The following is a 22,718-nucleotide window of genomic DNA, read 5'->3' on the forward strand; positions in this document are numbered from 1 at the left end:
ACGTGAAATTTTTGACTGACAACTGGATGCTGATTTCGATAGCCATTGCCTCGGGCGGCATGCTGGTCTGGCCGTTGATTGCCGGCAGCATGAACGCCGGCGCACTGAACGCCAGCGGGGCGGTGCAACTCATCAACCGGGAAAAGGCTGTGGTGGTGGATATTTGCGAACCTGCCGAATTTGGCGCTGGCCATGTGACCGGCGCCAAAAACATACCGCTGGCTGACCTTGAAGCCAAGCTGCCAGGCGTGGTCAGGAATAAGGCATTGCCCTTGATACTTGTCTGCGCGAGCGGCGCACGTTCGGGACGGGCAGTGGCCATCGCCAAAAAACTTGGTTACGAGCAAGCCCAATCCCTGAGTGGCGGGCTCAAGGCCTGGAAAGACGCTAACCTTCCTGTCGAGAAAACCTGACAAGCCGCCTTTCACTTGCGTGCCTGAACGCTGCCGACGTGCAGCGCTGGCATTGACCACTCCCATCGGATGCCGCGCACCTGTCGCGACGTCGCCAAACAGGAAAACCATGCAAACCGTCAAGATTTACACCACCGGCTCCTGCCCGTACTGCATCCAGGCCAAACAGCTGCTCAAGGAGCGCGGAGTCACTGTGCTTGATGAGATCCGGGTTGACCTGGCGCCGGGCGAGCGCCAGAAGATGATGCAGATCACGGGCCGCCGCACCGTGCCGCAAATTTTCATTGGTAGCACGCATGTCGGCGGCTGCGACGATTTGATGTCCCTGGACGACCGGGGCGGCCTGATGCCGCTGCTGGCAGGCGCCGCCTGAGCGCCGAACTGGCGTTTTTCGGGCGAAGTCCCTGAGATAATCCGCCTCGAATGGCCTGTAGCCCTGTGCTGTCCCCTTGCGGATGGCCCAGCGGCTTGCGCACCCAAGCAATTTTTTAAACACCTTCACGAAAGACTCCCATGGCAGAAGAAAATCTTGACCCCGTATTCCAGATCCAGCGCGTTTACCTGAAGGACATGTCGCTGGAGCAGCCCAATTCGCCAGAAATCCTGTTGAACCAGGAGCAGCCCGCTGTCGAGATCCAGCTCGGTGTCGATGCCAAGCCGGTGGCTGACGGTCTGTTTGAAATCACTGTGACGGCCACCGTGCATACCAAGATTGAGGACAAGACCGTGTTCATGGTCGAAGCCAAGCAGGCCGGCATTTTTGAAATCCGCAATGTGCCGAGCGAACAGATGGGTGCGCTGCTGGGCATTGCTTGCCCGCAAATCGTTTACCCCTACCTGCGCGGCAATGTGGCGGACATCATCCAGCGCGGTGGCTTTCCGCCAGTGCACATGGCTGAAATCAATTTTCAGGCGATGTACGAGCAGCAGCAAGCCGAAGCCGTGATGGCTTCGGCTGAAGCGCCACAAATCATCGTCTGATGACGCAGCGCGTGGACACGGGCAAGTCGCCCTGGCCAGCATGAAAATCGTGGTCCTGGGCGCAGGCGCCTGGGGCACTGCGCTGGCCGTCAATGCCGCAGGCGCTGCCGATGCCGGCGTAGCCCGGCATGAAGTCACCCTGTGGGCGCGCCATCCGGCTCAGCTCCAGGCCTTGCAGACCGAGCGGGCCAATACCCGTTACCTGCCCGGCATCGCCCTGCCGTCCAGCCTGCGCTTGCAGGGCGGCGACGGGATGTCGCTGGCGCGGGCGGTCAGCGGGCAGGACCTGATCATCCTGGCCGCGCCGGTGGCGGCCGCGCGAAGCATGCTGATGCAGCTCAAGCATGCGCGCGCGCCAGTGGCCTGGCTGAGCAAGGGATTTGAATCGCCGGTGTTGGCGCTAACGCCTACTGCCTCTCTCTCAAGGCCTTTTGGTCTGATGGTGCATGAGGTGCGGGCACAGGTTGCGCCTGATCTCAGAGCGGGCGTGCTCAGCGGCCCAAGTTTTGCGGTGGAAGTGGCCCGCAGGCAGCCGACGGCGCTGGTGGCCGCCAGCGAACATGCCGAAGTGCGCGACGCGCTGGTGGCCGCCTTTCACGGCCCCAGCCTGCGGGTCTATGCCAGCGACGACCTGGTCGGCGTCGAGGTCGGTGGGGCCGTCAAAAATGTCATGGCGATTGCCGCCGGGCTGTGCGACGGCCTGCAACTGGGCCTCAATGCCCGCGCTGCGCTTATCACGCGCGGACTGGCTGAAATGACGCGGCTGGGTGTGGCGCTCGGTGCGCGTGCCGAGACCTTCACCGGCCTGTCGGGGCTGGGCGACCTTGTGCTGACAGCCACCGGCGACCTGAGCCGCAACCGCAAGGTCGGCCTGCTGCTGGCGCAGGGAAAATCCCTGGACGAGGTGCTGGCATCGCTGGGCCATGTGGCTGAAGGCGTTTACTGCGCGCGCACCGTGGTGCATCGCGCCGCCAGCCTGGGTGTGGACATGCCGATTGCGCAGAGCGTGGTGGCCTTGCTCGACGGCCGGCTCAAGCCATCCGAAGCGGTTGCGCTGCTGATGGAGCGCGAGCCGAGGACTGAACTTGATCTGCTATTGAATCAATAGGTGCTTGTGGCCGCCCCTGTTGCGGAAAAGGCGTATTCCATCATTGTTTTCGAAGCACGATGGTCAGCAGCAGCGATGAATCCTGCACCGCCGTCAGCGCATGGTCAACACCACCTTCCAGCCAGACCAGCTGGCTGGCCTTCATCTGCCGGGTTTGACCGCCCGCCGTCAGGCTGATTTCACCCTCCAGGCAGTGAATCGTGACTTCGCCCTTGACCCAGTGCGACGGCATGGTCTTGCCCGCCGGCATGACCAGGCGAATGACTTCCAGCTCGTCGGTCTTGAACAGGGCGACATTGCGTGATTCGGACAGCTTGTCGCCCAGGGGCTGAACGTCGACGAGTTGTCCGGGGGCGGCATGTGCAATGGCCATGGTGAAACTCCTTGGTAAGCGGCAGGAATGCCTTTGGCCGATTTATACATCAGGCTCAGTCAGCCGTGCTCAGGCGTGGATGACCAGCGCAGGCCTGCCGACGACGGTAACGGATCCAAAAAATGTGAAAGATAGCCCCTTGCGCACGTCCAGCCTTGGCAGGAGGCCGTTGGAAAAAGAGTTGACCCATTGCCTTGTTGCAGGGAAACCGGCGTTTTTGCTTTAAATCTCCAGGTTGTCGATCAGCCGGGTGTTGCCCAGCTTGGCCGCGCCCAGCACGACGAGCGGCTGGTCGGCCAGCGGGCCGTGCGGCGGCATCAGGTCGGCGCGCCGGCGTACCGTCAGGTAGTCGGGCTTCCAGCCGCGCCGCGCCAGCGCCTGCATCGCCTGGGCTTCCAGCGCGGACAGGTCGGGCACGCCGGCCGCCGCGCGCGCGGTCTCGCCCAGCGCGCGCAAGGCTTGCGAAAGATGCACCGCTTCCTGCCGCTCGGCGGCAGTCAGGTAGCTGTTGCGCGACGACAGGGCCAGGCCGTCCTCTGCGCGCTGCGTTTCTCCGGCCAGAATCTCGATGGGCAGGGCAAACTGCTGGACCATGCGGCGCACCACCATGACCTGCTGGTAATCCTTCTTGCCGAAGGCCGCGACGCCGCCCGGCACGCCGGCGAAGACGCAGGAAAACAGCTTCATCACCACGGTGCTCACGCCAATGAAAAAGCCGGGCCTGAAATGGCCTTCCAGCATGTCGCTCAGGTCGGTGGCCGGATGCACCTTGAAAGTTTGCGGCTCGGGGTACAGGTCTTTTTCACGCGGGGCAAACAGCACGTCGCAGCCGGCTGCTTCGAGCCGCCGGGCGTCCGCATCGAGCGTGCGAGGGTAGCTGTCAAAGTCTTCGTGTGGCGCAAACTGCAGGCGGTTGACAAAAATGCTGGAAACGGTCACGTCGCCCAGCGGTCTGGCCTGCCGGACCAGGGCGATATGCCCTTCATGCAGGTTGCCCATGGTGGGAACAAAGGCCGGGCGCTTGAAGCCGCCCAACTGCTGGCGCAGTTGTGCAATGGTGTGGACGATCTGCATTTTTTGGGTTCCCTGAAAAAGGCCGAGGGCGGCCGGTCTGGATGGAGGCGGGTGGACTGGGGTGAAAGGGCGCGCGGCTACCAGGCGTGGGTGGCGTTCACCGGAAAGCTGCCGTCTTTCACGGCGCGCACATAGGCCTCCATGGCGCCGCGCACGCTGGGTGCGCCGTCCATGAAGTTGTGGACAAACTTGGCCATTTTGCCCAGGTTCATGCCCAGCATGTCGTGCAGCACCAAGACTTGGCCCGACGTGCCGTTGCCCGCGCCAATGCCAATGGTCGGGCAGTGCGTCAGCAGTTGCGTGACCTCTAGCGACAGCGCCGCCGGCACCATTTCCAGCACCAGCATGGACGCGCCCGCGTCCTGCAACGCGCCGGCTTCGCGGCGCAGTTGCGCGGCTGATTCCTCGGTCTTGCCCTGGACGCGGTAGCCGCCCAGCGCATGCACGGTTTGCGGCGTCAGGCCCAGGTGGGCGCAGACCGGAATGCCGCGTTCGACCAGAAAGCGCACGGTTTCCGTGGTCCAGCCGCCGCCCTCTAACTTGACCATGTGCGCGCCGGCCTGCATCAGCACCACGGCGCTGCGCAGCGCCTGCTCTTTCGATTCGTGGTAGCTGCCAAAGGGCAGGTCGCCGATCAGCCAGGCCACGCCTTGCGCTCGTCGCAGGCCATTGGCCACGCATTCGGTGTGGTGGCGCATGGTTTCCAGCGAGACGCCGACGGTGCTTGAAAGCCCTTGGCAAACCATGCCGAGCGAATCGCCGACGAGGATGCATTCGACGCCGGCGGCATCGGCCACGGCGGCAAAGGTGGCGTCGTAGGCGGTCAGCATGGTGATCTTGTCGCCCTGGGCATGCATTTCGCGCAGGCGCGGCAGGCTGAGCGGCTTGCGCGCCGAGGGCGTGGAGGCCGGCGGCAGTGTGCCATAGGGCGTGGCTGCGGGCGCTGCGGACGTTGTCGTGGATGCATCGGCTGGGGTCATGGGCACTCTCCTGAATGAGCGGGAGTTTAATCCGCTGGCGGGCGGTCCGTTCGGGCCGCAGCCAGTGCAAGCAGGCCCATCCGGTGGCTCAGCTCAGGCCGCTTGCGGGGCCGAACGGCGCATGCCCAGACGCGCCAGCAATTGCACATCGGCCTCGGTGTCGGGATTGCCGGTGACCAGCAGCTTGTCGCCGTAAAAAATCGAGTTGGCGCCGGCCAGGAAACACAGCGCCTGCACCGCATCGCCCATCTGCTGGCGGCCAGCCGACAGGCGCACCCGCGCCGTCGGCATGGTGATGCGCGCGACGGCAATGGTGCGGACAAACTCGAACGGGTCCAGGTCGGCCTGGTCGGCCAGCGGCGTGCCTTCGACCTTGACCAGGTTGTTGATCGGCACGGATTCGGGGTAGGGCGTGAGGTTGGCCAGCTCGGCCACCAGGCCGGCACGCTGGCGGCGGGTTTCGCCCATGCCGACGATGCCGCCGCAGCAGACTTTCACACCGGCGCTGCGCACCCGCGCCAGCGTGTCGAGCCGGTCCTGGTAGTTCCGGGTGGTGATGATGTCGCCGTAGAAATCAGGCGCGCTGTCCAGGTTGTGGTTGTAGTAATCGAGCCCGGCGCTTTGCAGGGTTTGCGCCTGACCGTCTTCAAGCATGCCCAGCGTCGCGCAGGTTTCCAGCCCCAGCGCCTTGACGGTGCGGATCAGCTCGGCGACTTTTTCAATGTCGCGCTCCTTGGGCGAGCGCCAGGCCGCGCCCATGCAAAAGCGCGTGGCGCCAGCGGCTTGCGCCAGCTTGGCGGCGGCCAGCACTTCGGCCGGCTCCATCAGCTTGCTGGCTTCGACGCCGGTGTCGTAGCGGGCGGCCTGCGGGCAGTAGCCGCAGTCTTCGGCGCAGCCGCCGGTCTTGACCGACAGCAGCGTGGCGAATTCAACCCGGGTGGGGTCGAAATGCGCGCGGTGCACGGTTTGCGCCTGGTGCATCAGCTCGGGAAACGGCAGGTTGAACAGCGCTTCGATGGCGTCAACGCTCCAGCGTTCGGCGCCGGTTTTGGGAGCCAGCGCTGCGGCGGCACTGGGGCGGTGGATGGTGATGGTCTGTTCTGCGGCAGTGTTCATGGTCTGTTTTCCTTCGTGAAAAATTGATTTCGGAATTTCGCTGAGTCCGTGTTGGGCACGGCTTCAGTGCAAGGGTTTGGCTGGCAGCCTGCCGGACTTAGGAATCGTCGGCTGCAAATCGACCGCAGCGGTCTATTTTTCCCCGCTTTCTTGCCCAATATCCAGATATTGGGAGGTGAAATCGTCAAAAACTATCCTCGCTGGGGCCGATTTTCGCTTTCGACGACCTAAGCCCGACAGGCTGCCAGGCTGCTCAGGGCTTCAATCAGCTGGTCCACATCAGTTTCAGTATGGGCGGCCGACAGGGCAATGCGCAGGCGGGCCGTTCCCTCGGGCACGGTGGGCGGGCGAATCGCCGGTACCCAGATGCCGCGCTGGCGCAGGCCTTCCATCGCGGCCAGCGCGTCGTCATTGCGGCCGATCAGCAGCGGCTGGATGGCGGTTTGCGAGTCGGACAACTGCCAGTCGCTGCCCTGCAGGCCGGCTGTGAGGCCGTTGCGCAGGCGCGTGATCAGCTGTTGCAGATGGATGCGCCGCCAGTCTTCGTGCTCGATCAGCTGGAGGCTGGCGCGCAAGGCGCTGGCCAGCAGCGCCGGGGCGGCGGTGGCAAAAATATAACTGCGGGTTTTCTGCAGCAGCCATTCGACCAGTGCGTCATGGCCGGCGACGAAGGCGCCGGCCACGCCGGCGGCCTTGCCCAGCGTCGCCATGTAGAGCACGCGGCGCGAAGCCTTCGGCCCAATGAGGCCGGCGGCGGCCAGGCTGCCCCGGCCCTGCGGGCCGAGCACGCCGAAACCGTGGGCATCGTCGAGCAGCAGCAGCGCATCGTGCTGTTCGCACAGCGCCAGCAGGGCGGTGATGTCGGCGCTGTCGCCGTCCATGCTGAACACCGCATCGCTGATGACCAGCTTGCGCCGGGCGCTGCTTTGCGCCAGTTCACGCGCCAGCGCGGCGAGGTCGGCATGCGCATAGCGGTGGATCTGCGCGCGCGACAGCCGGGCGCCGTCAATCAGGCAGGCATGGTTGAGCGCATCCGAAAAAATCGCGTCGCCGGCGCCCACCAGCGCCGGAATGATGCCGGTGTTGGTGGCATAACCGGCATAAAAATACAGCGCCCGCTCCAGCCCCACGAAGGCGGCCAGTTCCTGCTCCAGCGCCGCATTGGCCGCGCTGTGGCCGCTGACCAGCGGCGAGCCGCCCGAGCCCACGCCATAGGCCTGGGCGGCGTCGCAGGCGGCCTGCACCAGTGCCGGGTGCGTGGCCAGGCCAAGGTAGTCGTTGCTGCAAAACGCCAGCATGCTGTGTCCGTCCACGCGCAGGCGGGCGCCGCTTTCGGGCGTGACCACACGGCGCTGGCGGCGCAGATGGTTTGGGTCCAGTTCGGCGATGCGGGCCGGGACTTCGTCAAGCCAGGAATGTGTCATCGGGTCATTGCCATTCCAGTGGAAGATTGAACGTCAGCGCGCGCGCATCCAGCACGGACTGGTAAGGAATGGTTGCCAGCAGCGGCGCCTGGATTGCCTGCCGCAGGAAGGCAAGGTTGTCCTGCTGCGCCAGCATGGCCGGATCGACATGGTTGGCGACCCAGCCGGCCAGCGTCAAGCCGCGTGCCCGGATGGCCTCCTGCGTGAGCAGCGCATGGTTCAGGCAGCCCAGCCGCAGGCCGACCACCAGCACCACCGGCAGGGCCAGCGCCTGCGCCAGGTCGGCGCCGGTCTCAAGGTCTGACAGCGGCACCAGAAAACCGCCCGCGCCTTCGACCACCACGGCGTCGGCCAGCGTCTCCAACGCGCGGTGGCAGGCGACCAGGTGGGCGATGTCAATTTTTACGCCCGCGCGCGCGGCGGCGATGTGCGGCGACACCGGGTCGGGCAGCAGCACCGGGTTGTCGAGTTCGGGCGGCACGGCGCAGGTGGATGCGGCGCGCAGGGCGACCACGTCCTCATTGCTCATCACGCCGTTGATGCGCTCGGTGCCCGCCGCCACCGGCTTCATGCCCACGACCCGTACATGATGGGCTGACAAAGCCTGCAGCAGGGCGGCGCTGACCCGCGTTTTGCCGACGCCGGTGTCGGTGCCGGTGACAAATAGGGAGAGGGTTTTCAAGGGGTATCGCCTTTATCGGCCAGCGTGGCTTGCAGGGCCGCCAGGGCGCCGTTCGCCAGATGCGCCATCGTTTGCACATCCAGCACATAAGGCGGCATGGCGTAAATGGTGTTGCCGATGGGGCGCAGCACCACGCCTTGCGCCATGGCCTGCTGTGCGTAGCGGTTGGCAAACTTGGGCTGCGGGGGTGCGCCGTCAAAGCCTTCGTCAATGTCCCAGGCCCAGATCATGCCCAGCCGGCGGGCATTGCTGACCGACGGATGGTGCGTCAGCGGTGCGAAAGCCTGGTCCAGCTGCAAGGCCAATTCGACGTTTTGGGCCAGCACATCGGTCTGGTCAAACAATTCGAGCGTCGCCAGCGCGGCGCGGCAGGCCAGCGGGTTGCCGGTGTAGGAGTGGGAATGCAGAAAACCCCGGGCCATGTCGTCGTCGTAAAACGCGTCGTACACCGTGTCGGTGGTCAGCACCGCCGACAGCGGCAGCGTGCCGCCGGTCAGGCCCTTGGACAGGCAGATGAAGTCGGGCCGGATGCCCGCCTGCTGGTGCGCGAACATCGTCCCGGTGCGGCCAAAACCGGTGGCAATTTCGTCGGCAATCAGGTGCACCTCGTAGCGGTCGCACAGGGCGCGCGCTTCGCGCAGGTAGGCCGCGTCATGCATTGCCATGCCGGCGGCGCACTGCACCATCGGCTCCAGGATCAGCGCGGCGGTCTCGGTATGGTGCTGTGCCAGCCAGTCCTTCAGACCTGCCGCCGCGCGCCGGGCTGCGTCGGCAGGCGTTTCACCGGGCAGGGCAGCGCGCGCATCGGGGCTGGGCACGGTAGCGGCCAGCCGCACCAAAGGCGCATAGGCTTCGCGGAAAATCGCGATGTCGGTCACCGCCAGCGCGCCCACGGTTTCGCCGTGATAGCCGCCGGCCAGGCCAATGAAACGGCATTTTTCAGGCCGGCCGGTGTTGCGCCAGTAATGCGCGCTCATCTTCAGGGCAATTTCGGTGGCGCTGGCGCCGTCGCTGCCATAAAACGCATGGCCCAGGCCGGTCAGCGCGCCCAGCCGCTCCGACAGTTCGACCACCGGCGGGTGCGTGAAACCGGCCAGCATCACATGGTCGAGCCGGTCCAGCTGGTCCACAAGCGCCGCCTTGATGTGCGGATGGCCGTGGCCAAACAGGTTGACCCACCAGGAACTGATGCCGTCCAGGTAGCGCCGGCCTTCCAGGTCATACAGCCAGACGCCTTCGGCCCGGGCAATTGGCACCGGGGGCTGCGTTTCGTGCAGCTTCATTTGCGTGCACGGGTGCCACACATGGCGCAGGCTGCGCTGGATCATCGAGGCGTTGTCCATCGAAGGCGTCAAAGTGGGCATTTGAGTCAGGCCATCTGCACCGCAATGGTCGAGCGCTCTTCCTGAATGCGGTTGTCGGGGTTGACGAACACCAGCTTCGGGCTGAACCCGGCGACTTCTTGCTCCTCGACCTGGGCAAAGGCGGCAATGATGACCAGGTCGCCGACGGCTGCGCGGCGTGCCGCCGAACCGTTGACCGAGATGATGCGGCTGCCGCGTTCGGCGCGGATCGCGTAGGTGATGAAACGCTCGCCGTTGTTGATGTTCCAGATGTGGACCTGCTCGTTTTCGCGCAGATTGGCGGCGTCCAGCAGGTCTTCGTCGATGGCGCAGGAGCCTTCGTAATTGAGCTCGCAGTGGGTCACGGCGGCGCGGTGGATTTTCGATTTGAGCAGGGTTCTGAACATGGTGGAATGTGGGTTGAAGCCAGCGGCCCCAAGGTAACGCAAGGCGACGCAAGCATGTTGGCAATCCACCATCCCGAGAGCGCCTTGTCATGGAGCGGTACCATTTGGACTGGTGGCCAAGAGTTTTTTAATTATTAATTATATAAGTGCGCTCTCGGGTGCGAGTTTTACCCCCATTATTTATGACAAAGTCTTTTGATTTCAATGCCGATTCGGTGGCCACGCTGGCCGCGGCCGATGTGGTGCGGGCGCTGGCCGAAGATATCGGCAGCGGCGATTTGACGGCGGCGCTGATTGATCCGGCCCGCCAGGGGCATGCCCGGGTGCTGGCGCGCGAAAGCGCGGTGCTGTGCGGCACGGCCTGGTTCGAGGCTGCCATCCGGCAGCTGGACCCGCAGGCCCGCATCGTCTGGCAGGTGCGCGATGGCGAACGCTGCGCGCCCAACCAGGTGGTGGTGGAAATGCGTGGCCAGGCGCGCGCGCTGCTGTCGGCCGAACGCACGGCACTGAACTTTTTGCAGCTGTTAAGCGCGGTGGCCACCAAGACCGCGACCTATGTCACCCAGGTGGCGGGAACCAAAGCGCGCATCGTCGATACCCGCAAGACGCTGCCCGGCCTGCGCCTGGCGCAAAAATACGCGGTGCTGGCTGGCGGCGGCACCAACCACCGGATCGGTCTGTACGACGCCGTGCTGATCAAGGAAAACCATATCGCGGCGGCCGGCGGCATTGCGCAGGTGATGCAGCAGGCCGCGCTGATGGCCGCGCAAGCCGACTTTGTCGAGATCGAGGTGGAAAACCTGGACCAGCTGGTCCAGGCGCTGGACGCCGGCGCCCACATGGTGCTGCTCGACAACATGGACCTGCCCACCCTGAAAGAGGCGGTGCGCCTCAACGCCGGCCGGGCGATGCTGGAAATTTCGGGTGGCGTCACGCTGAGCAGCCTGCGCGCCCTTGCAGAAACCGGCGTTGACCGCATTTCCATTGGCACGCTGACCAAAGATGTGCAGGCGGTTGATTTTTCAATGCGCATGGATGCGCTGCAAGGGAGCGAGTGATGCCCACTTCCGCCATGTCCCGGATCAACGTTGACTACGAGCAGCCGCTGCCCGAATCGGCCAGCTGCGCCACCCAGCACGCCTGGGCGCGCGTGCCGGTCGAGCCGTCACAGGCCGAGCGGGCGGTGCTGAAAGACCGCATCCGCAGCCTGCTGAAAGCCAAAAACGCCGTCATGGTGTCGCACTATTACGTGCACCCCGACCTGCAGGACCTGGCCGAGGAAACCGGCGGCATCGTGTCCGACTCGCTCGAAATGGCCCGCTTCGGCCGCGAACATGCGGCGCAGACGCTGGTGGTGTCGGGCGTGCGTTTCATGGGCGAAACCGCCAAAATCCTGTCGCCCGAAAAGCGTGTGCTGATGCCCGACCTGGACGCCACCTGTTCGCTCGACCTGGGCTGCCCGATTGACGAATTCAGCGCGTTCTGCGACGCGCATCCCGACCGCACGGTGGTGGTCTATGCCAACACCAGCGCGGCCGTCAAGGCACGCGCCGACTGGGTCGTGACTTCGAGCTGCGCACTCGACATCGTGCGCGCCCTCAAGGAACAAGGCCAGAAAATCCTCTGGGCGCCCGACCGGCACCTGGGCGGCTACATCCAGCGGGAAACCGGCGCCGACATGGTGATGTGGAACGGCGCGTGCATCGTGCATGACGAGTTCAAGGCGTTCGAGCTGCAGGCGCTGATGAAAGCGCACCCGCTGGCCAGGGTGCTGGTGCATCCGGAATCGCCGGTGGATGTGGTGGCGCTGGCCGATGCGGTTGGCTCGACTTCGGGCATCCTGAAGGCCGCGCACGAGATGGATGCGCCCGAATTCATCGTCGCCACCGACAACGGCATGATGCACAAGCTGCGCACGCTGAACCCCGGAAAAATCTTCATTGAAGCGCCGACAGCCGGCAACAGCGCCACCTGCAAGAGCTGCGCACATTGCCCGTGGATGGCGATGAACGGGCTGGCCGGGCTGGCGCAGGTGCTGGAAACCGGCGCCAACGAAGTCCACATCGACCCGGCGCTGGGCCTGCGCGCGCGCCTGCCGATTGACCGCATGCTGGCCTTCACGGCCGCGCTCAAAAACGGTCAGCCCACCGCCGGGCTGGTGCCGAATATCGGCGCGGCCTGAGGCTTGGGTGGCTTCTGGCCGTCCGATTTTCTCCTTTTCCTCCTGGTTTTACTCCCTCTCCCGGTGGGAGAGGGCTGGGGTGAGGGCCAGCGGTGATGGAACTTGAACTGCTACTTTTTTAATAGCTGCTTGCGCAATACCAGCAAGCGCAGAAGGCTGATTTGACACATATTTCTGCCCGCATTGACTTTTCCTGCCCGCAGGACAGCGCCGCGCCGCGCCTGCGCCATGCCTTTGGCACGCCGCGCACCGTGCTGGCGGCGCATGCGCCGCATGAGGTGCGCGCCGTGCTCGATGCCGTGCAGGCCGCCGCCGGGCAGGGCGCGTGGTGCATCGGCTATGTGCGCTACGAAGCCGCCCCGGCTTTTGACGCCGCACTGGCCGTGCATGCCGCCGACGGCCCGCTGGCCTGGTTTGCCGTGCATGACGCGGCCTTGCCCTGGCCGGAAGATGACAGCACCGCAGCCGCCCGTGTCGAATGGACTGACACCTGCCTGCGCCCGGCCTTTGACGCGTCCGTGGCGCACATCCAGCAGGCCATCACGGACGGCGAGCTGTACCAGGTCAACCTGACCGCGCCGCTGCTGGGCACATGGGCTGGCGAGCCTGAAGCGGGCGCGGCGCACGCCCTGTTCGCCGCCCTGCAGCGCGCCCAGCCGGGCGGCTACGCAGCCTTCATCGACACCGGCGATGAACAGCTGCTGTCGGTGTCGCCCGAGCTGTTTTTCGACTGGCAGGACGGCCAGATCCTGGCGCGGCCGATGAAGGGCACGGCCGCGCGCGGCGTCACGCCAGACGACGATGCCGCCCAGGCCGCCGCCCTGCGCGCATCGCCCAAGGAGCGCGCCGAGAACGTCATGATTGTTGATTTGCTGCGCAACGACATTTCGCGCATTGCCGAGCCCTTCAGCGTGCAGGTGCCGGCACTGTTCCATACCGAGGCGCTGCCCAGCGTCTGGCAGATGACCTCCGACGTGCGCGCCCGCACCCGCGCCGGCACGTCGCTGGCCGACGTGTTTGCCGCGCTGTTTCCCTGCGGCTCGGTGACCGGTGCGCCCAAGGTGCGGGCCATGCAGATGATCCGCGCGCTGGAAGCCGGGCCGCGCGGCGTGTACTGCGGCGCGATGGGCATCGTGCGGCCGAAGGAAACTGGCACGCCGGGACAGGGCGTCCGGGCCACTTTCAACGTGCCGATTCGCACCGTCACCGTCCAGGCAGGCGGGCTGCGCTGCGGCATTGGCAGCGGCATTACCTCGGGCGCGCTGCCGGAGGCCGAATGGCAGGAATGGCGCGACAAGCGCAAATTTCTGGAGCGCGCCAGCGAGCCCTTTGACCTGCTGGAAACCCTGGCGCTGGAGGATGGCCAGTTGCGCCATGCCGATGCGCACCTGCAGCGCCTGGCCGCTGCCGCCGCCCATTTCGGCTATGCGTTGGACATGGCGAGCGTGCACGATGCCCTGAATGCGCGGGCCCAGGCGCATCCGCACGGCCTGTGGCGTGTGCGCCTGCTGCTCGATGCGCAGGGCCGGCCACGCGCCGAAACCTTTGCGATGGACGCCTCGCCCGCCTGGGTGCGGCTGCAACTGGCGGCGCGCCCGCTCGAAGAGGCGCAGGGCGAGTTCGTGCGCTTCAAGACCACGCGGCGCGCGCACTACAATGCCTTCACGCCCACCGGGCCAGGTATTTTTGACACCGTGCTGTTCAATGACCGGCGCGAGATCACCGAATGCACCCGCGGCAATGTGGCGATGCTGCTCGATGGCCGCTGGGTCACGCCGCCGCTGGCCTGCGGGCTGCTGCCGGGCGTGGGCCGGGCGCTGGCGCTGCAAGGGGGCCGGCTGGTCGAGTCGGTGGTGCGGATGGACGACCTGCCGCGCGTGCAGGGCTGGGCCTTCATCAACAGCCTTCGCGGCTGGCTGACCGCAGCAATGGGCTGAATCCATCGCCAGGTCCATGCGGCAAACTGTTTTCTTGCCACACCACGGCGACTGGTGTTGACGCAAGGAAACTGGCCTGTATCAGCGTGTTTGTTGTATCAATTTGAAATGCCTTGTGCTGGATTTCTGCACTGAAAATTTTCTGCTGATCCAGCAACGTCAGCCAGTTCAAATCGATGAACAGGCTGTTTACCCCCCGGCAAGCAGTCACCAGACAAGCTCTCGGTTTCAGTATTTCCAGAAGAATTGGTCGTCGATCTGTCCTGTCGCGCTCAGGTACTTGAGCTGCTTGAGCCGGGTGAAGGGCCGCGCACTGAAGGTGGCGGCATCGATGCCGATGCGCTCGTACACATCATGCAATTGCTGTGCGCCCTTGCGTGCGTCCCAGGCACACTGAAAACCGTGCAGCTTTTCATGGATCTTGGCAAAGCTGACACGGTAGCTGCGGTTGTCGCCGCCCGCCTGGCCAAACGTCAGTTCGCAGCCGGGATAGGTATTGGCCACGATCTGGGCGATTTCGCGGACCTGGTAGTTGTCTTCGTCATGGCCGACGTTGAAGATCTCGTTGTGGATCGCATCCTGCGGCGCTTCCAGGGCGCTGGCCACGGCCTGGCAGATGTCGAGCACATGCACCAGGGGACGCCACGGCGTGCCGTCGCTGGTCATGACGATCTTGCCGGTGGTCGCGGCGATGCCGCACAGGTTGTTCAGCACGATGTCAAAACGCATGCGCGGCGAGGCGCCATAGGCCGTGGCGTTGCGCAGGAAGGTTGGCGAGAAGTCGCTCGATGCCAGCGCCATCACGTCGCGCTCGACCAGCGTCTTGCACTTGGCATACGCCGTCTGCGGATTGGTCGGCGACAGCTCGGTCATCGGCTCGTCGCCGGTGGACACGCCGTAGACGCTGCAGGACGAGGTGTAGACAAAGCGCTTGGCGCCCGCCGCCTTGGCGAGTTCGGCCAGCCGCACCGAGGCCTGGTGGTTGATCTGGAAGGTGAGTTCCGGAACGTTCTCGCCCAGCGGATCATTGGACAGTTCGGCCAGGTGCACCACTGCGTCAATGCCCTGAAGGTCTTCTGCCTGGATGTTGCGGATGTCGCGGTTGATGGTGCGCGGAAACCCCGGCACCAGCCGGCTGTCGCTGAACAGCCAGCCGTCGCGGTAGTAGCCGGTGTCCAGACCGACGATTTCATGGCCGCGCGCCTGGAGGAAAGGGGCAAGCAGGCAGCCGATATAGCCTTCGACACCAGTGACGAGCAGTTTCATGTGTTTTCTCCTGATGGGGTGGGTGAATGTTCGGGGAAGAAGCGCGCCATCTGTTCACGCCAGAGCTGGTCGCACAGCCGGTTCTGCGGCAGTTCGATATCGTCAAAGGTGAGCAGTGCGTCCTTGGGCACGTCGCGCTTCAGGGTGCAGCCTTCGGCCAGGCCGATGGGCAGCAGGTTTTGCGACCGGGCGGTGTCGGCGTTTTCAGCCAGGCCGTAGGTCATGTAGCCGCCCAGGCCATCGATGCAGGCGCCCGCCTTCAGGTCGATCTTGGCTGTGGCCAGCACTTCGACACAGGGCGCACCCAGCGGTGAGAGGGCCGCGTCCTGGAACAGCACGGCCCGCGCGACGGTGTTGGGCACCTCGAAATGGCACAGGTGGTAGGGCGTGTAGAAGCAGTAAAGCGGTCCGTTGCCGAGCTTGTAGAGCGACAGGTAGTGCTTTTGCTGCGGATGGTCGTGCGTGCCCAGGACGAACACGCCGGGGCCGGGCATGGCGCCCACGACATAGTCGACGATGCCCGGGCCATCAAGCATGGCTTCCAGCGGGTAGCGCTCCGCGACCTCCTGGATGGGTGTGTTGGCCGGCACGGTGGGGCCGTACATGCCGCGCTGGCCAACCCGCATGCCGGTGCCGTTGGCGACGATGGCGTTCTCAAACGAGATTTTGGTGCCGTCGGCAAACGACGTGACCATGGCCGGGTTCTGCCCCCACTGCCGGGCAAAGCCTTCTTGCGTCGTCGGGTTGCGGTAGGGGTCGTGCAGCCCTTTGATGTTGCCGCACATCACCGGCTTGATGCCGATGCCTTTGACAAAGCGGTACAAATTCATCATCACGCCCGGCTGGTCGCCGTCGGCCGTGGTCAGCACGACGCCGGCGCGGTCGGCATAGGTCTTCAGAATAGGACCGATGGTGCCATCGATCTCTGCATTCATCAGCACCACATGCTTGCGGTGGGCAAGGGCTTCGAGTGTCACGCGCGCGGCATGCTCGATGGTGCCGGTGACCTCGATGATCGCGTCGATGCCGGCGGCACGGCACAGCAGCATCGCGTCTTCGGTGATGGCCGGCACGCCGGACTCGATGGCCCGCTCCAGTTGCGTGACCGTCTCGACGACGCGAACGCCTGAAACATCGGCCTCGCGGTAAGCGCGCCGGGCGCCTTCCAGTGTGCGGTTGGCAATCGCGGCCACGCGCATGCCGGGCACCGACAGGGCAATTTGCAGCGCCACGCCGCGCGCCATGAATCCGGCGCCGACCAATCCGACGCGGATCGGCCGTCCTTCGCGTGCCCGCTGCTGCAGGGCGGTGTCAATGATGATCATGCTGCGACTCCTTCGGCCACGAAAGCGGGCCAGTTGCGGTCCTTGTCGGACATGTCGATCACCGGCACCGGCCAGGCGATGCCGAAGGCCGGGTCGTCATGGCGGGCGCCGCGTTCGGCCTGCGGCGTGTAGAAGGCAGACACCTGGTAGGTGACGGCCGCATCGTCCGTCAGTGTGACAAAACCGTGGGCAAAGCCCTTGGGCACCAGCAGCATGCGGCCGTTGGCTTCGCTCAACTCCACGCCGATCCACTGGCAGTAGGTGGGCGACTCGGGGCGGATATCGACAATCGCGTCCCAGATCGCGCCCTGCACGCAGCGCACCAGCTTGTCCTCGGCATTCGGCGCCAGCTGGTAATGCATGCCGCGCAGCGTACCCGTCCGGCGTGTCAGCGACATGTTGGTCTGCACCATCCGGGTCGGCAGTCCGTGGGCCTCGAACTCGTGCTCGCAGTAGGTGCGGCCGAAATAGCCGCGTGCATCCTCGCGCCGTTCCATGTCGACGATGGTCGCGCCAGGCAGCGCCGTTTTTGTGAAAATCATGGGGTTACCTTGAAAAAACGAGTGTAAAAAAATCGGGCGCCTGCGCTCACCAGGTTTTCCAGGGCGCCTTGTCCGCAGCCCACAGGGATTCGAGCGTTTGCTTGTCGCGCAGCGTGTCCATCGGCTGCCAGAAGCCTTCGTGGCGAAAGGCGGCCATCTGGTTGTGGGCAGCCAGGTGTTCCATGGGGCCGCGCTCCCAGATGGTGTCGTCGCCTTCGATCAGTTCGACCACCGTTCGGTCGAGAACAAAAAAGCCGCCGTTGATCCAGGCCCCGTCGCCGCCCGGTTTTTCCTTGAAACTCGGCACCAGCGCGTTGTCGGCATGCAGGTTGAAGGCGCCGAAACGGCCAGGTGGCTGCACCGCCGTGACGGTGGCCAGCACGCCCTGCGCACGGTGAAAAGCCATCAGCTTGGTGATGTCCACATCGCTGACGCCGTCGCCGTAGGTGCAGCAAAACGGTCCGTCGTTCAGGTAGCGCGCCGCGCGCCGGATGCGCCCGCCGGTCATCGTGTCCATCCCGGTATCGACCAGCGTGACCTTCCACGGCTCGGTCGAGGTGCGCAGCATGGTCGTGGTGCTGTCTCGCATGTCAAAGGTGATGTCCGCCCCGTCCATGGCGTAGTCGCGGAAAAACTGCTTGATCAGGTGGCCTTTGTAGCCGCAGCAGATCACGAAGTCGCTCACGCCGTGGGCCATGTACATCTTCATGATGTGCCAGATGATCGGCCTGCCCCCAATCTCGACCATCGGCTTGGGGCGAACGGCGCTTTCCTCGCTGATGCGCGTTCCCAGTCCACCGGCCAGAATCATTGCCTGCATGTTGATTTCCCTGTTGTTGATGTTGTCCCAGGCGCACGGGGCAGCTTGCCCCTACTGCGCAACCTTGCCCTGGCCAAAAATTCCGGCCAGAAAATTGCCATCTGCCGACTGGCCGACAGACGCCGTGGCGCCAGGCGTCGCCAGAGCGCTGCTGTCGTGCTGCTTTGCGCCTGCCGTTTCGGGGCTCTGCGCAGGCAAGCCGCTGCCAACCAGTTCGGCCAGCACCCAGGTGCGAATTGGCGCCGCCGGATCGTCGGGAAACTTGCGGGCAAAAAAGGCGGTAGCGGACTTGAGCTGCTGCATGTCTTTTTCGTCGATCCTTCCCGGGTGCGCATGGTCGAATCGCTGGATGTAATGGTTCATCGGGCCCTTGGCGGGCGCGACATGCATCAACAGCGTCGGAATCAGGAACTCGTCGGCAATGCACAGCTGGCTGAAATAGTCGCGCACGCCGGGATGCAGAAATTTTTCCAGCATGGCGGCCACGACGTGGCGACTGGCACCGAACCAGGTCGAGCCGTAATACGGCCGGAATTTCTCGTCGAAGATATGGTGACCGATCGATGGCCGGCTGAGCGCCTTGAACATGACCAGCGCAACCATGGCGAGAATGCTTTTTTTCCCGCCGCTGTGCAGCCAGATGCCGGCCTCGTCGCGCCTGCCGCTCGCCGTGCCAAAGTAGGCATCGCCCAGACGCCGCACGACCCGGTGGCGGAATGATTTTTCAGGCGTCAGGGCCCTGTAGCCGACCGACATCAGCGCATCCTGGTCGGCAAACAGGTCAATGCAGTCGAAATGGGCTTCCTCGCGCCCGGAGATGTGCGCCTCGAAGGCTTCAACCGGTTTGATCGGCAGGCAACTCGGACTGAGCAATTGCAGGTAGTCAAACTCCAGGTTGGCCAGTGCGTACTTCATCGAATGGAAAATCCCGTCGACAAATCCGAAGAAAGCCCAGCCGGTGCGCTTGGGGTCCGGGACAAACCGGGCATTCGGTGCGGTCAGCACAAAGTCCGGCGTCTGGGAAAAATCATGATGCACCAGCACCGTATGGGGCGCCAGTGAATGCGCCAGTTGGTCGACTGTTTCTGGATTGCCAACTGCCGACATCACCAGGAAAACAATGCTTGGTTTCATTTTTTTAGTGTTCATGGACAGTTTCCGAAAAGTTACAGAATGGTCCGGGTACATGCCAGGCATGTCGTTGCCGTGTCCAGTCCGTTCAATGGATTGCGTGGAATTTCGAGTCGGTGCATTACGTTTTTGCTAAATCGTGAAGATTTGTTGATTGGCTTAAGTGTTTGCGAAAACAGTAAAAGTCGTCAATCTCATGAACGGACTAATAATTTCTCACAAATGGACTATTGACAAACGTAAAAATAACCTTTTAAGGGGGGGTAAATTTGCACCCGCTGCCTGAATCCGTGACACCAAGCGGCGCCATTCCATTTCCGGATCAATTTCACAAGGCATTGTTTTGCCTAGACCCTTGAAGATTGTTCTCCGGCTTCGCATGTATTCCAGAATTGATTTGAAACGGAATCATGCGGCGTGCATCAAACGGTTGACTTTCGTCGTCGCAGTACTGCCTGATCAAAGCCGGTTTTGGAAAAAAAAGTCACCCGGACCCGGCGAAAACCCGTCATGCAGCAGTTGCCACCGGCAGGCGCTCCAGGACCGGTTTTTAGCCCTTGGCTGCCAGATTCAGGTCGCCAAGGATTGGCGCAATGTGCTATTGAAAAAATAGCAATAAAAACTTTACAGGAATGCACAAATCCCTGATTCCTTCAATTGTTCGGTATATGGTTGCTGCCGGTGCTGCGCAGGGTTCGGTAGCCCATATGCTGGGTTACAAAGTTATTGAAAGCGCCAAGCAATGGCTGGAGCAGTCCAGCGTCGCCGTGCAACTGGGCCAGCGCGGCGCAGGTCGCTTCCAGGGTCGAAAGCTGGTCGGGACGGTGCGCCTTGCGGATCAGGTAGTGCGAAGCCCCCACGTCCTGCAGCGTCAGGCGCGGGAGCTGTTGCAGCAGCGGGTTGCTGTAAAGCATCTTGCGGCTTTTGCGCCAGGTGCCGTCCAGAACGACCAGCCGCAGCCGGGCAGGATCGTCCACGGCGCCCGGCGCAAGCTCTAGGGGTGCGATTCCTGGCGGCTGGTTTTGCGGCGTCTGCGGGTACAGCAGGAGGTTGTGCTTCGGGCTGCCTGACGCGTTCCGGGTGCCTGGCAGGTCGGCCAGCAGTGCCGGCAGGTCGAACACCTCGCCGGTCACCAGCCGGCTGCGCGGCAGGCTCAGGTGCAGCAGGCGCGCACTGCCCTTGGGGTTGTCTACCTCCAGCGGATGCTGCAGGATCAGCACCTCGACCGCCTGCTCGACAGGGGTCACCCAGCAGCAGATGCAGGCGCTTTGCGGGCGCAGGCAGGTGGTGCAGGCCAGGCGTCTGATGCGGGAGGGCGTCATGGGCGGGTTTCCGCGTGGGGCAGGTTGGTCACTATAAAAAAGAGAGCAATAGGTGAAAGCTGGACGTGCGCCATAACCAGATTTGACCCGTTAACAGGCCAGTTGGCAAGCCTGGCGAGGAGAAGGGCGGTTTGCGGATGCGGCCGGCCACGCGATGCCGGCCGCATCCTGGCGCTGTTCAGCTGCGCGCGGGCAGCACGGTTCCCCGGCATTCGCCAAAGCCGATGCGTGCGGCGCCGGCTTTTTCGCACCAGCCGCGAATCACCACGGCGTCGCCGTCTTCCAGGTAGGTGCGGCTTTCGCCATTGGGCAGCTCAAGCGGGTGCTTGCCGCCGGTGGTCAGCTCGATCAGCGCGCCGGCCTGGTCCAGCGTCGGGCCCGACAGCGTGCCGCTGCCGAACAGGTCGCCGGGCCGCAGGTTGCAGCCGTTGACCGTGTGGTGCGTCACCAGCTGCGCCACCGTCCAGTAGGCATGGCGGTAACTGGTGCGGCAGATCGTGGCGTCGCCCTGGCCGGCGTCGCGCATGGTGGGCGTCAGCAGGCCGACCTGCAGCTGGATGTCAAGCGCGCCTTGCTGGCGATTCGCCTCGGAGTCCAGATAAGGCAGGGGCTGCGGGTCTGCTTCGGGGCGCAGGAAGGGAAGGCGGTAAGGCGCCAGCGCTTCGAGCGTCACGATCCACGGCGAGATCGTGGTGGCGAAGTTTTTTGACAGGAAGGGGCCCAGCGGCTGGTATTCCCAGGCCTGCAGGTCGCGCGCCGACCAGTCGTTGAGCAGACACAGGCCAAACACATGGCCCTCGGCCTGCGTGATGGGAACCGGCTCGCCCAGCGCATTGCCGGTGCCGAGAAAAATACCGAGTTCGAGTTCGATGTCCAGCCGCTGGCTGGCGCCGAAGACCGGCTGCGTGGCGCCGGGCGGCAGGGTCTGGCCCACGGGACGGTGAAAGCTTTGCCCGGACACGCCGATGCTCGAAGCCCGGCCGTGGTAGCCGATCGGCACCCATTTGTAGTTCGGCAGCAGCGGGTTGTCGGGGCGGAACTGCCGGCCGATGTTGGTGGCGTGGTGCACCGAGGTATAAAAATCGGTGTAATCGCCAATGCGCGCCGGCACGCCGTAGTCGGCTTCGGACTGCGGCACAAGACAAGCGTCCAGCATGGCCTGTTCGGCCGCGCCCTCGCGCAGGGCGCGTGACAGCGCCAGGCGCAGGGCATGCCAGGCGCCAGCGCCCAGCGCCATCAGTGCGTTGAGCTTGTCCTGCGCGCCGGCCTGCACCGCCATAGCGGCCTCGCTGCTGAACACGCTGGTTGCCGCCAGCGCCGCCAGGTCCATGATCTGGTCACCGATGGCCACGCCGCCGCGAAAGGCTTGTGCGCTGCCCCGGCGGCGAAAGACCGCGAACGGCAGGTTCTGGATCGGAAAGTCGGTGCCCGTCAGGTTGGCGGACGCAACCCAGCTGCGCAGCGCCGGGTCGTGGGTTTCGTTGAGTGCGCTCATGCTTCAGCTTTCGGCGGCCATGCTGCCGTCATGCATCCAGCGCGCATGCTGGGGCGCTTTCTTGGTCAGCGCCCATTCGTTGAGCATGTCCCACTTGGCCTCATCGAGCATTTGGGCCATCTTCGGCGTGCCGGTGTTGGCGCACAACTCAAGCCGGTGGCCGCTCGGGTCAAAGAAATAGATCGACTTGAAAATGGTGTGGTCCGTCGGCCCCAGCACGTCAATGCCGCCGGCCTCCAGTCGGGCCTTGGCGTCCATCAGGGCCTCCATCGATTCGACCTGCAGCGCCAGGTGTTGCGTCCACTCGGGGGTGTTGGGGTCGCGGCCCATCGGCGGCTGGGTCGGCAGCTCGAAAAAAGCCAGCACGTTGCCGTTGCCGGCATCGAGAAAGACATGCATGTACGGGTCGGGGGCCTTGGTCGAGGGCACCTCGTTTTCGGCAATGGCCAGGATGAATTTCATGTCCAGGTACTTGCCGTACCACTCGACGGTTTGCTTGGCGTCCTTGCAGCGGTAGGCGACGTGATGGATTTTCTGGATGTTCATGGTGACCTCAAACGTTGGGTTGTCAGGTGGAGACAGGCTTGCACAGGCGTCACAGGTCGCGAAGCGCGGCCTGGACATGGGTTTCAAACAGCCGGGCATCGGCCAGCGCGTTGGCATGGAGCAGGGCCAGTTTTACCAAAAACAGTTCGGCCTTGCCGGGGCCGGCCTTGTCGATGGCGCTGGCCAGGGTGTCGTACACGGTTTCCAGGCCGGCAAGGGGCAGGGCGTTTTTGTTGGCAGTCATGGAATTT

The 22,718-nt window shown here is 64.2% G+C and carries 26 protein-coding genes; 8 read left to right on the top strand and 18 right to left on the bottom strand.

Features of this window, described 5'->3' with window-relative positions; all coding sequences use genetic code 11:
• The first annotated feature begins 2 nt into the window (after nucleotides 1-2).
• The 4 genes from IWX85_RS14780 to IWX85_RS14795 all read left to right on the top strand — a co-directional run bounded on the left by IWX85_RS14780 (nucleotide 3) and on the right by IWX85_RS14795 (nucleotide 2,502).
• Complete coding sequence (locus IWX85_RS14780; RefSeq protein ID WP_036805696.1) at nucleotides 3-413, top strand: rhodanese-like domain-containing protein; 411 nt, start codon at nucleotides 3-5, stop codon at nucleotides 411-413.
• Between the two features lie 109 nt (nucleotides 414-522).
• A complete protein-coding gene (grxC, locus tag IWX85_RS14785; RefSeq protein WP_036805692.1) occupies nucleotides 523-786 on the top strand; it encodes a glutaredoxin 3 in 264 nt (87 codons plus the stop codon).
• A gap of 140 nt (nucleotides 787-926) precedes the next feature.
• Nucleotides 927-1,394: a protein-export chaperone SecB gene (gene secB / locus IWX85_RS14790; protein ID WP_036805689.1), complete on the top strand. Its 468-nt coding sequence runs from the start codon at nucleotides 927-929 to the stop codon at nucleotides 1,392-1,394.
• Nucleotides 1,395-1,434: 40 nt separating this feature from the next.
• Nucleotides 1,435-2,502, top strand: coding sequence for an NAD(P)H-dependent glycerol-3-phosphate dehydrogenase (locus tag IWX85_RS14795; protein ID WP_036805686.1), 1,068 nt, complete (start codon nucleotides 1,435-1,437; stop codon nucleotides 2,500-2,502).
• Between the two features lie 40 nt (nucleotides 2,503-2,542).
• Here IWX85_RS14795 and IWX85_RS14800 read toward each other — a convergent pair whose 3' ends face one another.
• Complete coding sequence (locus IWX85_RS14800) at nucleotides 2,543-2,875, bottom strand: cupin domain-containing protein (protein ID WP_036805683.1); 333 nt, start codon at nucleotides 2,873-2,875, stop codon at nucleotides 2,543-2,545.
• On the opposite strand from IWX85_RS14800, the gene IWX85_RS14805 reads away from it, so the two are divergent.
• The gene (locus IWX85_RS14805) at nucleotides 2,874-3,101 is read left to right on the top strand and encodes a hypothetical protein (protein ID WP_196870233.1); all 228 of its coding nucleotides are present in this window, start codon (nucleotides 2,874-2,876) and stop codon (nucleotides 3,099-3,101) included. The genes IWX85_RS14800 and IWX85_RS14805 overlap by 2 nt on opposite strands.
• On the opposite strand, the gene panC is transcribed toward IWX85_RS14805, so the two are convergent.
• From panC to panD, 7 genes are all read right to left on the bottom strand, one after another.
• Nucleotides 3,098-3,949: a pantoate--beta-alanine ligase gene (gene panC / locus IWX85_RS14810; protein WP_036805681.1), complete on the bottom strand. Its 852-nt coding sequence runs from the start codon at nucleotides 3,947-3,949 to the stop codon at nucleotides 3,098-3,100. The two genes, IWX85_RS14805 and panC, sit on opposite strands and share 4 nt — an antisense overlap.
• Before the next feature lie 77 nt (nucleotides 3,950-4,026).
• Nucleotides 4,027-4,929 (bottom strand): 3-methyl-2-oxobutanoate hydroxymethyltransferase, encoded by a 903-nt coding sequence (panB, locus tag IWX85_RS14815; RefSeq protein WP_196870234.1) that lies wholly within the window; start codon nucleotides 4,927-4,929, stop codon nucleotides 4,027-4,029.
• 93 nt (nucleotides 4,930-5,022) lie between these two features.
• Nucleotides 5,023-6,045 carry a biotin synthase BioB gene (bioB, locus tag IWX85_RS14820; RefSeq protein ID WP_196870235.1) on the bottom strand — a complete coding sequence of 341 codons (1,023 nt, stop codon included), beginning with the start codon at nucleotides 6,043-6,045 and terminating at the stop codon, nucleotides 5,023-5,025.
• 227 nt (nucleotides 6,046-6,272) lie between these two features.
• On the bottom strand, nucleotides 6,273-7,469 hold the full coding sequence (gene bioF / locus IWX85_RS14825; RefSeq protein ID WP_196870236.1) for an 8-amino-7-oxononanoate synthase: 1,197 nt from the start codon (nucleotides 7,467-7,469) through the stop codon (nucleotides 6,273-6,275).
• Nucleotides 7,470-7,473: 4 nt separating this feature from the next.
• Entirely contained in the window at nucleotides 7,474-8,151 is a 678-nt protein-coding gene (gene bioD, locus IWX85_RS14830; protein ID WP_196870237.1) for a dethiobiotin synthase, read from the bottom strand.
• The gene (gene bioA / locus IWX85_RS14835; RefSeq protein WP_231379801.1) at nucleotides 8,148-9,515 is read right to left on the bottom strand and encodes an adenosylmethionine--8-amino-7-oxononanoate transaminase; all 1,368 of its coding nucleotides are present in this window, start codon (nucleotides 9,513-9,515) and stop codon (nucleotides 8,148-8,150) included. Before bioA ends, bioD begins: the two co-directional genes overlap by 4 nt.
• A 5-nt stretch (nucleotides 9,516-9,520) precedes the next feature.
• Complete coding sequence (gene panD, locus IWX85_RS14840; RefSeq protein ID WP_196870238.1) at nucleotides 9,521-9,901, bottom strand: aspartate 1-decarboxylase; 381 nt, start codon at nucleotides 9,899-9,901, stop codon at nucleotides 9,521-9,523.
• Between the two features lie 182 nt (nucleotides 9,902-10,083).
• Here panD and nadC point away from each other — a divergent pair, with 182 nt between their 5' ends.
• From nadC to IWX85_RS14855, 3 genes are all read left to right on the top strand, one after another.
• Entirely contained in the window at nucleotides 10,084-10,959 is an 876-nt protein-coding gene (gene nadC / locus IWX85_RS14845; protein WP_196870239.1) for a carboxylating nicotinate-nucleotide diphosphorylase, read from the top strand.
• Nucleotides 10,959-12,083, top strand: coding sequence for a quinolinate synthase NadA (gene nadA / locus IWX85_RS14850; protein ID WP_196870240.1), 1,125 nt, complete (start codon nucleotides 10,959-10,961; stop codon nucleotides 12,081-12,083). Before nadC ends, nadA begins: the two co-directional genes overlap by 1 nt.
• A gap of 161 nt (nucleotides 12,084-12,244) precedes the next feature.
• Nucleotides 12,245-14,020, top strand: a complete 1,776-nt coding sequence (locus IWX85_RS14855) for a chorismate-binding protein (RefSeq protein WP_196870241.1) — start codon at nucleotides 12,245-12,247, stop codon at nucleotides 14,018-14,020.
• Here IWX85_RS14855 and IWX85_RS14860 read toward each other — a convergent pair.
• The 10 genes from IWX85_RS14860 to IWX85_RS14905 form a co-directional block, all read right to left on the bottom strand.
• Nucleotides 13,980-14,231 (bottom strand): hypothetical protein, encoded by a 252-nt coding sequence (locus tag IWX85_RS14860; RefSeq protein ID WP_036805663.1) that lies wholly within the window; start codon nucleotides 14,229-14,231, stop codon nucleotides 13,980-13,982. The genes IWX85_RS14855 and IWX85_RS14860 overlap by 41 nt on opposite strands.
• A gap of 17 nt (nucleotides 14,232-14,248) precedes the next feature.
• On the bottom strand, nucleotides 14,249-15,286 hold the full coding sequence (locus IWX85_RS14865; RefSeq protein ID WP_036805662.1) for an NAD(P)-dependent oxidoreductase: 1,038 nt from the start codon (nucleotides 15,284-15,286) through the stop codon (nucleotides 14,249-14,251).
• Nucleotides 15,283-16,611: an NAD(P)H-dependent oxidoreductase gene (locus IWX85_RS14870; protein WP_196870243.1), complete on the bottom strand. Its 1,329-nt coding sequence runs from the start codon at nucleotides 16,609-16,611 to the stop codon at nucleotides 15,283-15,285. Before IWX85_RS14870 ends, IWX85_RS14865 begins: the two co-directional genes overlap by 4 nt.
• Nucleotides 16,608-17,153: a dTDP-4-dehydrorhamnose 3,5-epimerase gene (rfbC, locus tag IWX85_RS14875; RefSeq protein ID WP_196870244.1), complete on the bottom strand. Its 546-nt coding sequence runs from the start codon at nucleotides 17,151-17,153 to the stop codon at nucleotides 16,608-16,610. The genes IWX85_RS14870 and rfbC overlap by 4 nt, the downstream gene beginning before the upstream one ends.
• Before the next feature lie 46 nt (nucleotides 17,154-17,199).
• Entirely contained in the window at nucleotides 17,200-17,973 is a 774-nt protein-coding gene (gene rfbF / locus IWX85_RS14880; RefSeq protein ID WP_036805657.1) for a glucose-1-phosphate cytidylyltransferase, read from the bottom strand.
• Nucleotides 17,974-18,024: 51 nt separating this feature from the next.
• Nucleotides 18,025-19,122: a hypothetical protein gene (locus IWX85_RS14885; protein WP_196870245.1), complete on the bottom strand. Its 1,098-nt coding sequence runs from the start codon at nucleotides 19,120-19,122 to the stop codon at nucleotides 18,025-18,027.
• A gap of 635 nt (nucleotides 19,123-19,757) precedes the next feature.
• Complete coding sequence (locus tag IWX85_RS14890; RefSeq protein ID WP_196870246.1) at nucleotides 19,758-20,426, bottom strand: tRNA-uridine aminocarboxypropyltransferase; 669 nt, start codon at nucleotides 20,424-20,426, stop codon at nucleotides 19,758-19,760.
• A gap of 178 nt (nucleotides 20,427-20,604) precedes the next feature.
• Nucleotides 20,605-21,921, bottom strand: a complete 1,317-nt coding sequence (gene fahA / locus IWX85_RS14895) for a fumarylacetoacetase (protein WP_196870247.1) — start codon at nucleotides 21,919-21,921, stop codon at nucleotides 20,605-20,607.
• Between the two features lie 3 nt (nucleotides 21,922-21,924).
• Entirely contained in the window at nucleotides 21,925-22,467 is a 543-nt protein-coding gene (locus IWX85_RS14900) for a VOC family protein (protein WP_036805644.1), read from the bottom strand.
• Nucleotides 22,468-22,516: 49 nt separating this feature from the next.
• Nucleotides 22,517-22,711, bottom strand: a complete 195-nt coding sequence (locus tag IWX85_RS14905; RefSeq protein WP_196870248.1) for a DUF2783 domain-containing protein — start codon at nucleotides 22,709-22,711, stop codon at nucleotides 22,517-22,519.
• Nucleotides 22,712-22,718: the final 7 nt, after the last annotated feature.

This window comes from Polaromonas sp. CG_9.11, assembly GCF_015752225.1.
GTDB lineage: Bacteria > Pseudomonadota > Gammaproteobacteria > Burkholderiales > Burkholderiaceae_C > Polaromonas.